The sequence below is a fragment of the Actinomadura keratinilytica genome, assembly GCF_039539665.1.
In the GTDB taxonomy this organism is placed as follows: Bacteria; Actinomycetota; Actinomycetes; order Streptosporangiales; family Streptosporangiaceae; genus Spirillospora; species Spirillospora keratinilytica.
In genome coordinates, this window is record NZ_BAABDO010000151.1 from 1 (window position 1) to 13,596 (window position 13,596).

The following is a 13,596-nucleotide window of genomic DNA, read 5'->3' on the forward strand; positions in this document are numbered from 1 at the left end:
GCCGCCCTCCCGGCCGCCGCGCCCCCGCATGGTTCCGGGGGGTTCCTCCCGGGGGTGCGGCATGACGGGTGGGACGGGTCCTGCGCGGATGGCCCGCCCCGCCGCCCTGTCTCCGGGCACACGAAGGCGCCCCGCCCACCGCGGCGGGTGGACGGGGCGAAGGCGAAGATCCAGCAGTCTTCGCGGGGAGTGCCAGGACCTGGCCTATTGCCGGGCCGAGCCCTCCCCACCAGGGTACGTCGGCTGCTTCGGCGGGCAGGTCGAATGGGCGGGCGATGGCCGTAAGGACCGGGTCGCCCTGTTGGACGATCCCGGCGGCCTTCATGCGGTCGCTGGCGAGCCGCAGATCCAGGCGTGGGGCCGGTTGCTCGTTACGACCCTTGAAGCGCATTCGAGCCGGTATCGGGCGTTGAGCGGCGGGTCGGCGGTGCTCCAGTCGTAGATCGCTTGATCACCGTGGCGCTGCCGGGTGATGGGGTTGTGCAGCGGGGTGGCCTCGGCGGTGGTGGATGTCTCGGTGCCCCACACGCTCGGGGCGAGGTCGGCGGGGAATATCAGCCGGACGGACAGGTGCAGGGTGTGGAGACGAACGGCCCGCTCAACCAGTGGCCCCACTTGTCGTCTCCTACGGTGTAGGTGTACTCCAGGGTGGCGCGCTCCCCGGGGTAGAGCGGGAAGCGTCCGTGTTCGTTCTCGAAGCAGAGCCAGACTTCCTTGAACGAGTCGCGGTCGAGTTTGGGCCGCCATGTCATGGGCTTGCCGTCGCAGGTTGCGGTCAGCCCGAGTTCATCGAAGGTCGGTGGGTGCTGCCGGTAGAGCCGGTTCGACGCCTCGGGGTCGCCCGGGTGGCGATCGACTGAGATCCGGACGAGGTACCGGGTGACGGGGTCGGGGCCGGTGTTGACGATCCGGCGGCGCATGGTGGCGGCGTAGACGCGGCCGTCGTACCGCAGTTCGGCGTGGTCGAGTTCCACGATCAGGCCGCCGGAGCCCCGCGCGGTGATCGGGGCGGGCTGCTCTCCGGGGGTGTTGCCGGCGGCCTGCCACGCGGCCCACAGCTCTCCGCCCGCGTTCAGACTGGAGTCGGCCTTACGTGCGAAGTCGGCCGACGCCGGGTGCCGTCCCGCCTCCACGTGCGAGATGTACGACCTGTCGAATCCCCATCGCGCGGGCGAGGGCCTGCTCGGTCATCCGGCGGCGGGTACGCCAGCGGGCGACAGCCGCACCGAACCCTTCGGTTTCCGGACTCTGCTCAGCGTCGCTCAACCGTCCAACCCCTGCTCCGCCGTCCAGGTGAACGGCGTGGATGAACCGTGAATGACGGTAGCCCACGGTGGCCTCACCGCGAAGCGGTCGGGTTGTCTCGCCTTACACCGACCGGAAGGAGGGTTCTGTGGGTTCATTGGACAGGCCGAGGGAGGCCGATGGAGAGCAGGTGACTGCCCCGGAGGCGGTCCGGCTGTTGGAGCGGCTGGCCTCGCTGCTGCACGCTCACAAGCTCGCCGCCGAAATCAAGGCCGACCGGTTGCGGGCGTCGGCCGGTCGGGACAGTCGGGCGATGGAGGTGGCGTGTCTGCGGCGGCCCAGCGGTCACCTGAAGGCGAGCGGAACGGGCCGGTGCGGCGAAGGGCCACAACCCCCGCCGCACCGCCCGCCGGTGACCGCACCGGTCGCGACTACGACCGCCTCCATGCGTCGCGTGCCTGTGCGTGTGGAGGGCGGTGAAGTTCCTGCCGAACGCGATCGATGTGGCGAGGGTGCGTGTTCTGCGGGCGCCGGCCGTACCGCGAGTGAAGGGGGCGACGAATTCTTTCCCCCTGCAGTGCCTGCAGATCTGTGCCGAGGGGCGTGTCACGGCCGTCCCGTCGTCCGCACCTGAGGTGGCTGCACCTTCGGCTCGGATCTCCGGGGGAAGGCGGTGGGTTAGGCTAACGTACTAGTTCGTTCATTACTGGAGGCGTTGCGGACCATGCGCAGATCCATCGCCACGGTGTCGCTGAGCGGCTCGCTGCCCGACAAGCTGACCGCGATCGCGGCCGCGGGCTTCGACGGAGTCGAGATCTTCGACAGCGACCTGGTCACCGGCCGGATGAGCCCGGAGGAGGTGCGGAGCCGGGCCGCCGACCTGGGCCTGTCCATCGACCTGTACCAGCCGTTCCGCGACTTCGAGGCGGTGCCGCCGCCCGTGCTGGAACGCAACCTGCGGCGCGCCGAGCACAAGTTCGCGGTGATGCAGCGGCTCGGGGCGACCTGCATGCTGGTCTGCTCCAGCGTCTCCCCCGACTCCGTGGACGACGACGCGCTGGCGGCCGAGCAGCTGCACACCCTGGCCGAGCGGGCCGCCCAGCACGGGATCCGGATCGCCTACGAGGCGCTGGCCTGGGGCCGGCACGTCAACGACTACCTGCACGCCTGGCGGATCGTCCGGGCCGCCGACCACCCCAACCTCGGCCTGTGCCTGGACAGCTTCCACATCCTGGCGCGCGACACCGACCCCTACGCCATCGAGACGATCCCCGCCGAGAAGATCTTCTTCCTGCAGCTGGCCGACGCCCCGGCGCTGCCGATGGACGTCCTGTACTGGAGCCGCCACTACCGCTGCTTCCCCGGCCAGGGGGACCTGGACGTCGCCGGACTGGTCGGGCACGTCCTGCGCGCCGGCTACGACGGGCCGCTGTCACTGGAGGTGTTCAACGACATCTTCCGGCAGGCCGCGGCCATGCGCACCGCGCAGGACGCCATGCGCTCGCTCGTCGCCCTGGAGGAAGAGGTCGGACAGCGGCTCGCCCCCGAGTCCCGCCCGGCGTCGCTCGCCAAGGCGCCCCCCGCCGTGGTGCCGAGCGGGTTCGCGTTCGCCGAGCTGGCCGCGCCCGACACCGGACCCCTGGGCGACCTGCTGACCGCGCTCGGGTTCGCGCGCACGGGCGTGCACACCAGCAAGCCCGTCGAGCTGTGGGAGCAGAACGAGGCCCGCATCCTGCTCAACACCGGCAGCCCCGAGAGCCAGGACGGCCCGGTCCTCGGCGCCATCGGACTGGAGTCGCCGGACCCGGCCGCCTCCGTCGAACGCGCCGAGGCCCTGCTGGCACCCGTGCTGCCGCGGACGCGGGCGCCCGAGGACGTCCCGCTGGACGCGGTGGCCGCGCCGGACGGCACCGAGCTGTTCTTCTGCCGCACCGGCCGCCCCGACCACCCCAGCTGGACCGACGACTTCCGCCGGGACCCGGGCGAGGCCGGAACGGGGGAGATCACCCATATCGACCATGTGGCGCTGGCCCAGCCCTGGCACCACTTCGACGAGGCGTCGCTGTTCTACCGCAGCGTCCTGGGCCTGCAACCGCACGAGAGCCTGGAGCTGCCCGACCCGTACGGGCTGATGCGCAGCCGCGCGGTGTCCACCGAGGACGGGCGGGTGCGGATCGCCCTGAACGTCGCCTACGTCGGCGCGCGCGACGGCGCACCCGACGCGGCCTGGCAGCACGTGGCGCTGGCCAGCACCGACATCGTCGCAACGGTCCGCAGGCTGCAGGCCGCCGGGGCGGCCCGGCTGGCCATCCCGGACAACTACTACGACGACCTGGAGGCGCGCTACGACCTGGGCACCGAACGGCACCGCCTGCTGCGCGAGCTGGGCCTGCTGTACGACCGCGACGAGCACGGCGAGTTCCTGCACTTCTACACCGCGACCACCGGACGGGTGTTCTTCGAGGTCGTCCAGCGGCTGGGCGGGTACCGCGGCTACGGCGCGCCCAACGCCCCCGTCCGGCTGGCCGCCCAGCACGCGGAGCGGGACGGACGCCGGAGGGGCACTCGATCACGGCCGTCCTAGGATGGTCTGTCGTCCGGCAGCCTCTCCAGGAGTCACATGTCGTCCCAGTCCCCCGCCTCCGCATCGAACGGGCGCCGACGCGACGCCGAACGCACCCGCGCCGAGATCCTGGAGGTCGCCCAGCGGGAGTTCGCGCGCAAGGGCTACTCCGGGGCGCGGGTGGACGAGATGGCCGCGCTCATGCGGACCACCAAGCGGATGATCTACTACTACTTCGGCAACAAGGAGAAGCTGTACATCGCCGTCCTGGAGAAGGTCTACTCGGAGGTCCGGAAGGCCGAGTCCGCGATCGACGTGCAGCACCTGGCGCCGGTGGAGGCGATCCGCACGCTGGCCGAGCTGACCTTCGACCACCACGACGCCCACCGCGACTTCATCAAGCTGGTCAGCATCGAGAACATCCACCACGCCGAGTACCTGCGCAAGTCGCAGATGCTCGGCGACCTCGGCGGACCGGTGACCGGGCTCATCTCGCGGATCCTGGAGGCCGGACGGGCCAGCGGCGACTTCGTCGCCGACGCCGACGCCGTCGACGTGCACATGATGATCAGCGCGCTGTGCTTCTTCCGGATCTCCAACCAGCACACCTTCGGCACCCTGTTCGGCCGCGACCTGACCGCCCCCGAGCACCGCGACCGGTACCGGAAGATGACCGGCGAGGCCGTCGTCGCCTATCTCACCGGGGGCGGCCGCCGACGGCCGGAGGAGCGCGGCGAGACCGGCTGAGCGCGTCTGGGACGTGTTTCGAAGTGAGGTGACCGTGGCGTCGTCGTCGAGATCCCGGGCTCGGGCGACCGGGCCCGGCGCTGGCGGCAGGTAGCGGCCGCGGCGGGCGTCCACCTGCCGGCCTGCGTGGGCATCGAAGGAGCGGACGGTCTGCAGGCAGGTGAAGGCGGCCTCGCCGATGGCGGTGCGCTCGGCCTGGACGAGTCGGCCGATGGAGGCGATGGCGGTCTCGCGGTCGGTGGAGGGGCGGCGACCCGGTCGGCTGCGGGGCCCGTCATCAGCCGCTTCGAGTGCCGCCCGCTACGACACGCTCTCCGGTCGGCTGCCAGGCCGACCTGGAAAGCACCGCCCATCAGGGAACGGTTCCGTCTGCATCGGAACACGACCTGGCTCTGCGGTCGACGGCCGGTGCGGTGTCGGCTGCAGGGCCGCAGGCGTGCGGGCGCTGCATGTGGTGTGTCTGCGCCTGGTTCTGGCGGTGGCGTGCTGCGTGCGGGTTGGCGGCAGGTCGTCGTTTGCCGGGAGGTCGGCTGGGTCGGGGTGCGCGAGGGTTGCAGTCTGGGCGTGTGGCTGGCGTCCGGGTGGTCTGGTGGGGCGGTTCCTGGTCCGGCGCGTACGCCGTTCTCGTGCGGAGCCGGGGCTGCATGTGTGCGGGCGCTGCCCTGACGTATGCGCGGTTCCGGGGGCCGCCGGGTGCCCGGAGCACCGCCCGTCCGGGCATACGGTGGGGCATCGTCCGAGGTGAAGGTCGCCCCGCCCTCTTGACAATGTGACGCGGGACACCGGAGCATACGTGGCGGCCCGACTAATTAACTATCTAGTTCGTACTCACGGGCCCTCACCCGAGGAGCATGACGTGCGCGACCACCCCACCGCCGTCACGGCGGGGCCGCCCCCGCAGGGCCAGCCCCGCAAAGCCGCACTGGCCGCCTGGATCGGCAGCGCGCTGGAGTACTACGACTTCTTCATCTACGGCACCGCCGCCGCGCTGGTGTTCGGCAAGATCTTCTTCCCCGACTCCGACCCGGCCGCCGGCACGCTGCTCGCGCTGGCCACGTTCGGCGTCGGCTACCTCGCGCGCCCGGTCGGCGCGTTCGTCCTGGGGCACGTCGGCGACCGGTTCGGCCGCAAGAAGGTCCTGGTCTTCACCGTCACGCTCATGGGGGCGGCCACGTTCCTCGTCGGCTGCCTGCCCACCTACGACCGGATCGGCCTGGCGGCGCCGGTCCTGCTGGTGCTGCTGCGCCTGACGCAGGGCTTCTCCGCGGGCGGCGAGCAGGCCGGCGCGAACTCCATGACGCTGGAGCACGCCCCCGCCCACCGCCGCGCCTACTACACCAGCTTCACGCTCAACGGCACCCAGGCCGGGCAGATCCTGGCCACCGCGGTCTTCCTGCCCGTCGCCGCCCTCCCCGACGACCAGCTGTACGGCTGGGGCTGGCGGGTCCCGTTCTGGCTCAGCGCGGCCGTCATGCTGGTCGCCTACGTCATCCGGCAGAAGCTCGCCGAGACCCCGGTGTTCGAGCAGGAGGCCGCCCAGGGCACCGTCGCCGGGAAGCCGCTGGCCGTGCTGTTCCGCGACCACTGGGCCGACGTGCTGCGCGTGACGGTCGCCGCCGTCATCGCCTCGGTCAGCACGATCTTCACCGTCTACGCCCTCTCCTACGCGGTCAACACGATGGAGCTGGACAAGTCGGCCATGCTGTGGGTCGGCGTGCTCGCCAACACGGCGGCGCTGGCCGCGCTCCCGCTCTTCGGCATCCTGGCCGACCGCATCGGCCGCAAGCCGGTGTTCATCGGCGGCTCCCTGGGCTGCGCGGTGCTGATGTTCGCCTACCTGTGGGCCATCTCCGAGGGCAACTACCCGCTGATCTTCCTGGTCGGCATCCTGATGTTCGGCGTCGTGTACAGCGCAACCGGCAGCGTCTGGCCCGCCTTCTACGGCGAGATGTTCAGTGCCCGCGTCCGGCTGTCGGGGATGGCCGTGGGCACCCAGATCGGCTTCGCCATCGCCGGTTTCGCCCCCAGCGTCGCCGGGGCCATCGCCGGCGACGGCCCGGACGCCTGGCTGGGCGTCTCGGTCATCACCGCGATCCTGTGCCTGGTCAACATCGTCGCCGTCGCGACCGGCCGGGAGACCTACAAAGTGCCCACCGAGCAGCTCGGCCTCCGCCGGGCGGCCGCCGCCCCCGCCCCCGCACCGGAGCGGGCGTGAGCGACGCCTTCCGGGTGTACGCGCTGTGCTACGCCCGCCGGGACGGGCGGCGCGGCCGGCACTTCCACGGCTACGACGAACGCTGGGACGAACCGCACCCGACCGCCTACTACGTCTGGCCGGCGGTCTCCGACCGGCACACGGTCGCCGTCGACGCCGGCATCGCCCCCGACCAGGTCCACCGGCCCGCCGGGATCGACTACCACGCCTCCCCCGTGTCGCTGCTGGGCGGCATGGGGGCGGCCCCCGGCTCGGTCGGCCACGTCGTCCTGACCCACCTGCACTACGACCACACCGGCACGGCCGCCGCCTTCACCGGCGCGCGGTACGTCGTCCAGCGGGCGGAGCTGGAGTACTGGACCGGCCCGTGGGCGCGCCGCATCGAACGGGAACGCCGGCTGGTGTCCGACGACGACCTCGCCCACCTGCGCGCCGCCGAGGACCGGCTGCAGCAGGTGGACGGGGACGCCGAGGTGGTGCCGGGCCTGAGCGTGCACCTGGTCGGCGGGCACACCGTCGGCATGCAGGTGGTGCGGGTCAGCACCGCCCGCGGCCGCGTGGTGCTCGCCTCCGACGCCGTCCACTTCTACGAGAACCTGGAGACCGACCGCCCGTTCCCGATCCTGCACAGCATGACCGGCGTGTACGGCGCGTTCGACCGGATCAGGGAGCCGGCCGACGGCCCGGACCTGATCGTGGCCGGGCACGACCCCGAGGTCCTCCAGCGCTTCAAGCCCCCGCCGGGCGCGGTCCGCGACCGCATCGCCCGCATCGTTTGAACAACCACGAGTATCGGGGAGCAAATGCGACCGACCGTCCTCGTCCTGAACGGCCCCAACCTCAACCTCCTCGGCCGGCGGGAGCCGGACCTCTACGGCACCGCCACCCTGGCCGAGATCGAAGCCCGCTGCCACGCGGTCGCCGACCGGCACGGCCTGCGTGTGGACTTCCGCCAGAGCAACCACGAGGGGGTTCTGGTGGACGCCGTCCAGGAGGGCGCCGACGGGATCGTGATCAACCCGGCCGCCTACGGGCACACGTCCGTCGCACTGCGCGACGCCCTGGCGGCCGTGGACGTCCCGACCGTCGAGGTGCACCTGACCAACATCCACGCCCGCGAGGCGTTCCGGCACACCTCCCACACCGCGGCCGTCAGCGACGCGGTGATCTGCGGCGCCGGCGCGCACGGCTACGAGCTGGCGCTGCTGCACCTGGCCGAGCTGATCGGCGGGGAGGGACGGGGATGACCGCGCATCTGATCGGGCTGATCGGCGCGGGGATCGGGTCGTCCCTCAGCCCCGCCCTGCACGAGCGCGAGGCGCAGCACCACGGCCTGCGCTACCTGTACAAGATCCTCGACATCTCCGAGCTCGGCGTCGACGCCGCCGCGGCGGGCGACCTGGTGCGCACCGCCCGCCGGGTGGGGTACACCGGGTTCAACATCACCCACCCGTGCAAGCAGACGGTGATCGAGCACCTCGACGAGCTGTCGCCGGACGCCGCCCGCCTCGGCGCCGTCAACACCGTCACCTTCGACGGAGACCGGGCCATCGGCCACAACACCGACTGGACGGGCTTCGCCGAATCGTTCGCCCGCGGCCTGCCCGACGCCGCCACCCGCCGGGTCGTGCAGGTCGGGGCCGGGGGCGCCGGCGCCGCCGTCGCGCACGCGCTGCTCACCATGGGCGCCGACCAGGTCACCCTCGTCGACACCCGCACCGCCGCCGCCGACGCGCTCGCCGCCCAGCTCACCCGGCACTTCGGTCCGGGACGCGCCCGCTCGGCGCCCGTCGCCGACCTGGCGGCCTCGCTCCGGCACGCGGACGGCCTGGTGAATGCGACCCCGATCGGCATGTCCGGCCACCCCGGCTCCCCCGTGCCGGCCGGGCTGCTCCGCCCGGACCTGTGGGTGGCCGACGTGGTCTACCGCCCGCTGCGCACCGAACTGCTCGAGCAGGCCCGCGCGGCGGGCTGCCGCACCCTGGACGGCGGCGGGATGGTGGTCTTCCAGGCGGCGCACGCCTTCCGCCTGTTCACCGGCCTCACCCCCGACACCGACCGGATGCTCGCCCACCTCTCCGACCTGGTCGCAGCCTGACCAAAGGCGCCTCGGCCGGGCCGGCGCACCCCGCCGCCCGGCCGAGGCGCCGCCCATGGCGGAACACCTGCGAGCATCGCCGATTCCCGGTCGGCCTCGCCGCGAGATGAGCCACGCGTTGGCCTACAAGGGCAACACCGCCCCAGAAGCGTGGCGGCCGAGTGGAAACGCTGTTACCGGCCTCCGGCATAGCCGTCCGGAGCCGCAGCCCCGCCCGTCGTCGGTCGACGCCGGGCGGCTCGGCGGCCATAAGGGCACGTTCTCCATTTCTTGCCCCTGCGCCGGCAAGGCCCCGCGTCCCGCAGGAATGCCGCGTCCAGAAGCTCGTCCGGGAAGCCCGGGGCATCGTCACCGCAGAAGGAGGCACGACGACCGCCCAGCGGTCCACGCCTCCAGGTTCCTGCGAACCCTGTGACCGCTGCCCGTATCCACGCCCTACCAGCAAGCACGCGAGGCGCCTGAGGTACGGCTGGGTGAGCTGCGGCAGGACGCGCGACTGCCGTGCACCCTGAGCCTCGCCGAGTAGCCGGTCGCCCGATGGCCGAGCTGGCGGATGGGCGCACGCTCGGCGAAGTTTCCCATTTCTCTTGGCGCATTCTGCCGCCCGGATGAGGGGCAGAAGTCTGATGCCGCCCTTGGGCACATCCCGACCACGTAGGGCACCGTGGCGCTACCAGGCTCGTCCGCAGTGCTCCGGCCTTCAGGCCGGGGGTGAAGCGGACCCTCCCGCGTAGCGGGGCAGGGAAAGCTGGATCGCCCCGGGCGATCCAGCGTCTACGGTCACGTCCAGTGGAGTGGTGTATGAGTCGGCCTCCGCGTGATCCTGTTTCTGCGGGTTAAGCAGTGATCGCTTGCTGGTCGGTCTCGTCCCCGCAAGGGCCGCCGTCAATCACTCGCAGCCTGGCTTTGGCGAGGAACTCCAGTCCCATGTAGCGGCGGCCCTCGGTCCACTCGTCGGTCTGCTCCATCAGCACCGCGCCCACGAGGCGGACGATCGCGGTGCGGTCGGGGAAGATCCCGACCACGTCGGTGCGGCGGCGGATCTCCTTGTTGAGGCGTTCCTGGGGGTTGTTGGACCAGATCTGACGCCAGATCTGCCGGGGGAACGCGGTGAAGGCCGGCAGGTCGTCCCGGGCCTCGTCAAGGTGCTGCGCGGCGTCGGGGTGCTTGGCCTGCAGCGAGGCGACGACCCGGGCATGCTGGGAGTGGACCTCTTCGGCGGCGGGTTGGTCGAAGATGGTGCGCACCGGCGTGGCCACCCGCGGCCGGGCGGATCTGGGGACCTTGGTCACAAGGTTGCGCAGGTAGTGGGTGCGGCACCGCTGCCAGGCCGCCCCGGGCAGCGTCGATCCGATCGCCTCGACCAGCCCGGCGTGGGCGTCGGAGATCACCAGCTGCACCCCGGACAGGCCGCGGGCGACCAGCCCGCGCAGGAACGCCGGCCATCCGGCGCCGTCCTCGGCCGAACTCACCTCGACGCCGAGGATCTCGCGGTGCCCGTCGGCGTTGACGGCGGTGGCCACCAGCACGTGCACGTTCACGGTGCGGCCGCCTTCACGCGCCTTCTGCGTCAGGGCGTCCAGCCACACGAACGCATACGGCCCGCCCTCCAAAGGACGGTTGCGGAACGCCTGGACCCGGGCGTCCAGGACCTTCGACATCTGCGAGACCTGGCTTTTGGAGATGCCCGTGATGCCCATCTGCTCCACCAGCCTGTCCACCCGCCGCGTGGACACGCCCAGCAGATACGAGGTGGCGACCACGCTGACCAGGGCCTGCTCGGCCCGGCGGCGCCGCTCGGCAGCCACCCGGGGAAGTACGACCCGCTGCGCAGCTTCGGGATCGCCGGCTCGACCGTGCCGGCCCGGGTGTCCCACGTCCGTTCCCGGTAGCCGTTGCGGCGGTTGACCCGCTCATCTGAGCGCTCGCCGTAGCCGGCGCCGCAGACCGCGTCGGCCTCTGCGCTCATCAGGGCCTCGGCCATCGTTTTGACCATCGATCGCAGCAGATCGGGCTCACACGCCCCGATCTGCTCGGCAAACCAGCCCGCGGGGTCCACACTGGTGTCGTCGGCCATCGCGTCCTCTCCTTCGATCTTGGACTTTGCTTCTCGAAGGATCACGCGGTGGCCGTCTCATTTCACGACGCCACGCCCTCTGACCTGCAAGGACTCGTACACCACCTCCGTGGACACAACCCACCGCAGATCTTGCACCAGAGTCGGATGTGATCGGGCGTGATGGTGCGCCGCCCATGCTCGATCATGCTCACCTGTGAAGACGACCGCCAGCCCGCACGGCGAGCGAACTCGCGGCCGGAGATGCGCGCGTCTGTGCGCATCTGGCGGAGCTGCTCGGCCAAACGCTTACGAGCAGCTTGAGCGAACGACGAAGGTGAAGCTGGCATTTGTTGCTGATCCTGGCGCATGAGGCGCCTACGGCCGTGCGTGTTTCACGGTTTGACACTCCAGGGCTCCCCAGCGCCACGGCGACGGTGTGAAATTCTGTGAAACCTCTGGCCTGGGACCTCGCGGCAGGTGGAGTGTCTGTGCCAGGTGGCACGGTTGCCATCGGCCCCGGGCTGCCGCGGGCACGCGGGAGTCCCGGAGCTCAGCCGGACGACGGAGGTCCGACTGTGCACGAGTGTGACCGATTGCGCGCGCTCGCCATGCAACGCTCGATGCGGGGCGCGACGTTGACGGGCCTTCCGGGCGTGGCGACGCCAAACGCGTCGATCGCCATCGCGTGCTGGGCGGGCGAGGAGGACAGTGGCCGCTGTGGGTCTTCACCGAGGTAGGCGAGCCGATCGCCGAGGTCGACGGCGTGCACCTGGACAACGCGGCCCTGCACGTTCTCGGGCACCCCGCCCGGCGTGCCGAGCGCGCCAGGGAGGCGGCGCGATGACCGCGTCCGTGGGCCCGGTGCTGTGGGACACCGCCGCCATCACTAGCCACACGCAGCGCTTTGGCCGCTGCCGGTCTCCTCACCGCCGGGCTGCCGACCGTCCAAGGGTGAGGGCAACTGGCAGCACAGTCGCAGGGCCACGTTCCCCTCTTGGTCGCCTGGTCGGCGAGCGGATGCACGTCCGGGGCACCGGACGGTGACGACCAGGCCATCGTTCGCTTCATGCCGGGCAGCTGACGCGATAGGGCCGCCGTGGCTAGGGCCGTGGCTGGCCGCATTCCTGGAGGCACCGATGATCCATTTCGTGGGCGGCGACCCTGACTCGGACAAGGAAGAATGCCCGGCCGTGTGGCGAGCCCCCGGCGGTCTATACCTGCGCGGCAAGACCGCCGTTCCGGAGCTGACGGGACGCCTCAGCAAGGACGTCGGCAAAGGAGAGGATGAGACCGACGTATGGGTACCCGATCGGTTGTTCCCGGCCATCCGCGAAGCGATAGACGACGACTACGAGCCTGGCCGTCAGGGGCCCGGCCGACACGACTTCAAGACGCTGCTCGCCGCCACCAAGCACTCGCTGATCCGGTTCGAAACCCGCGACGCCTACGACATCAACGAGGCCAGCTCGTATGAGCAGTGGCGCGAGACCGGCGACCTGAGTAGCCACGACTGGGGCGAGTGGCCCGACATGGTTCGCGAGGCCATCGCGCGCGGCGTGCGGTGGCGGCGGGTGCGGATCATCTCCCGGCCGATGTCGGAGTACATGCGCTGGGAGTACGCCGTCACGGACGCGAACGTCTCCTTCGGCGAGGACATCCGCTGGCTCTGGCGCGACCAGGCTGCCGACCTCCTGGTGCCCGCGGCGGACTGCTGGGTGTTCGATAACCGGGTCATCCGGTGGAACTTCCAGCGTGGGGACGACAGCAACCCGCACGTCTACAGCTACAGCTCGGACCCGCGGGTGGCACGCGACATCGTGGCGCTTTCGAGCTGGCGTGGAACCGCGCGACACCGCACGCCGACTTCAAACCCGAGTAGGGCTTACTCAGTCGCCGCGGCGGCCGCCCGGATCAACGCTCGAGCCTCGTCGCCGACGACGGCGAGGCCGCGCAAGTCGTCCCAGGCGCGCCGGTACAGGGCGATGTCGGCGGGGTGGGTCAGCGTGAGCAGTCCGCCCAGCAGCTCGACGTGCGCCTTCACAGCGCCGTCGTCGAAGGTGTCGATGTCGAACGATTCCCGCGCTCGCACACCCTGACGCGGGACGCCCATAGGAATGATCCCCACCACTACCGACGGCAGCCGCATGGCGGTCATGAGGTGTTCCAGCTGCTCGCGGTGCACGTCCGCCGTGGCGTACTGGTATCGCAGCACCGCCTCCTCCAGCAGGAACACCCAACGCGTCCCGGGCCGGTGCAGGTGCCGCTGCCGCTCCATGCGGGTGGCGACGGCGTCGGCGACGTCGTCGATCTCCAGGCGCCGGTCGCGGCGCACACCACGCAGAACCTCGGTCATGTATCCCTCGGTCTGCAGCAGCGCGGGGATGACCTTGTTCTGGTAGAGCAGTTCAGAGCTGATGTGTGAGAACTGCAGCGCGGCCTATCCCGACCAGGGGTTTTGATCGCAACCCGGGCCTCACCAGCATCAACAATGTTTGACAATGGTGGGGAGAGTTGGGCATTGAATGACCCCCGTGTGCCCTCGATGTGCCCTCGTGACCTGGCATGGGTCGCTCAGCGCGAGCGCCTGGCGGCCGCGGCGCAGCGCGCTCGCGATCGCCACCTGACCCGCCGGGCCGTCTGGCGCGAGGCGGGCGGCGACCCCGCCCGTT

At 71.1% G+C, this 13,596-nt stretch carries 10 protein-coding genes and 2 pseudogenes; 8 read left to right on the forward strand and 4 right to left on the reverse strand.

Annotation, left to right across the window (positions count from 1 at the left end; genetic code table 11):
* Positions 1-554: 554 nt before the first annotated feature.
* The gene (locus tag ABD879_RS29455) at positions 555-1,133 is read right to left on the reverse strand and encodes a hypothetical protein (protein WP_345024975.1); all 579 of its coding nucleotides are present in this window, start codon (positions 1,131-1,133) and stop codon (positions 555-557) included.
* Between the two features lie 836 nt (positions 1,134-1,969).
* On the opposite strand from ABD879_RS29455, the gene ABD879_RS29460 reads away from it, so the two are divergent.
* The 6 genes from ABD879_RS29460 to ABD879_RS29485 all read left to right on the forward strand — a co-directional run bounded on the left by ABD879_RS29460 (position 1,970) and on the right by ABD879_RS29485 (position 8,868).
* Positions 1,970-3,829: a bifunctional sugar phosphate isomerase/epimerase/4-hydroxyphenylpyruvate dioxygenase family protein gene (locus ABD879_RS29460; RefSeq protein ID WP_345024976.1), complete on the forward strand. Its 1,860-nt coding sequence runs from the start codon at positions 1,970-1,972 to the stop codon at positions 3,827-3,829.
* Positions 3,830-3,865: 36 nt separating this feature from the next.
* Positions 3,866-4,555 carry a TetR family transcriptional regulator gene (locus tag ABD879_RS29465; RefSeq protein ID WP_345024977.1) on the forward strand — a complete coding sequence of 230 codons (690 nt, stop codon included), beginning with the start codon at positions 3,866-3,868 and terminating at the stop codon, positions 4,553-4,555.
* A gap of 856 nt (positions 4,556-5,411) precedes the next feature.
* Positions 5,412-6,770 carry an MFS transporter gene (locus ABD879_RS29470; RefSeq protein WP_345024978.1) on the forward strand — a complete coding sequence of 453 codons (1,359 nt, stop codon included), beginning with the start codon at positions 5,412-5,414 and terminating at the stop codon, positions 6,768-6,770.
* Positions 6,767-7,549 (forward strand): N-acyl homoserine lactonase family protein, encoded by a 783-nt coding sequence (locus tag ABD879_RS29475; protein WP_345024979.1) that lies wholly within the window; start codon positions 6,767-6,769, stop codon positions 7,547-7,549. The genes ABD879_RS29470 and ABD879_RS29475 overlap by 4 nt, the downstream gene beginning before the upstream one ends.
* A 24-nt stretch (positions 7,550-7,573) precedes the next feature.
* Positions 7,574-8,017: a type II 3-dehydroquinate dehydratase gene (gene aroQ / locus ABD879_RS29480; protein WP_345024980.1), complete on the forward strand. Its 444-nt coding sequence runs from the start codon at positions 7,574-7,576 to the stop codon at positions 8,015-8,017.
* Positions 8,014-8,868, forward strand: a complete 855-nt coding sequence (locus tag ABD879_RS29485) for a shikimate dehydrogenase (protein WP_345024981.1) — start codon at positions 8,014-8,016, stop codon at positions 8,866-8,868. The genes aroQ and ABD879_RS29485 overlap by 4 nt, the downstream gene beginning before the upstream one ends.
* An 836-nt stretch (positions 8,869-9,704) precedes the next feature.
* Here ABD879_RS29485 and ABD879_RS29490 read toward each other — a convergent pair.
* Together ABD879_RS29490 and ABD879_RS33065 are read right to left on the reverse strand one after the other, a co-directional pair.
* Positions 9,705-10,945 (reverse strand): annotated as a pseudogene (locus ABD879_RS29490) (IS256 family transposase).
* 62 nt (positions 10,946-11,007) lie between these two features.
* Entirely contained in the window at positions 11,008-11,295 is a 288-nt protein-coding gene (locus ABD879_RS33065; RefSeq protein ID WP_425549665.1) for a helix-turn-helix domain-containing protein, read from the reverse strand.
* 317 nt (positions 11,296-11,612) lie between these two features.
* Here ABD879_RS33065 and ABD879_RS29495 point away from each other — a divergent pair, with 317 nt between their 5' ends.
* Both ABD879_RS29495 and ABD879_RS29500 read left to right on the forward strand, forming a co-directional pair.
* On the forward strand, positions 11,613-11,771 hold the full coding sequence (locus tag ABD879_RS29495) for a hypothetical protein (RefSeq protein ID WP_345024982.1): 159 nt from the start codon (positions 11,613-11,615) through the stop codon (positions 11,769-11,771).
* 292 nt (positions 11,772-12,063) lie between these two features.
* Positions 12,064-12,735, forward strand: a pseudogene (locus ABD879_RS29500) (DUF6879 family protein); the annotation flags it as partial.
* Between the two features lie 74 nt (positions 12,736-12,809).
* Here ABD879_RS29500 and ABD879_RS33070 read toward each other — a convergent pair.
* On the reverse strand, positions 12,810-13,280 hold the full coding sequence (locus ABD879_RS33070) for a Scr1 family TA system antitoxin-like transcriptional regulator (RefSeq protein WP_425549666.1): 471 nt from the start codon (positions 13,278-13,280) through the stop codon (positions 12,810-12,812).
* Positions 13,281-13,596: the final 316 nt, after the last annotated feature.

Coding starts and splice junctions, on each gene's coding strand:
- ABD879_RS29485 (WP_345024981.1), top strand. CDS start 8,014: ATGACCGCGCATCTGATCGGGCTGATCGGCGCGGGGATCGGGTCGTCC.
- ABD879_RS29460 (WP_345024976.1), top strand. CDS start 1,970: ATGCGCAGATCCATCGCCACGGTGTCGCTGAGCGGCTCGCTGCCCGAC.
- aroQ (WP_345024980.1), top strand. CDS start 7,574: ATGCGACCGACCGTCCTCGTCCTGAACGGCCCCAACCTCAACCTCCTC.
- ABD879_RS33065 (WP_425549665.1), bottom strand. CDS start 11,295: ATGCGCCAGGATCAGCAACAAATGCCAGCTTCACCTTCGTCGTTCGCT.
- ABD879_RS33070 (WP_425549666.1), bottom strand. CDS start 13,280: ATGACCGAGGTTCTGCGTGGTGTGCGCCGCGACCGGCGCCTGGAGATC.
- ABD879_RS29465 (WP_345024977.1), top strand. CDS start 3,866: ATGTCGTCCCAGTCCCCCGCCTCCGCATCGAACGGGCGCCGACGCGAC.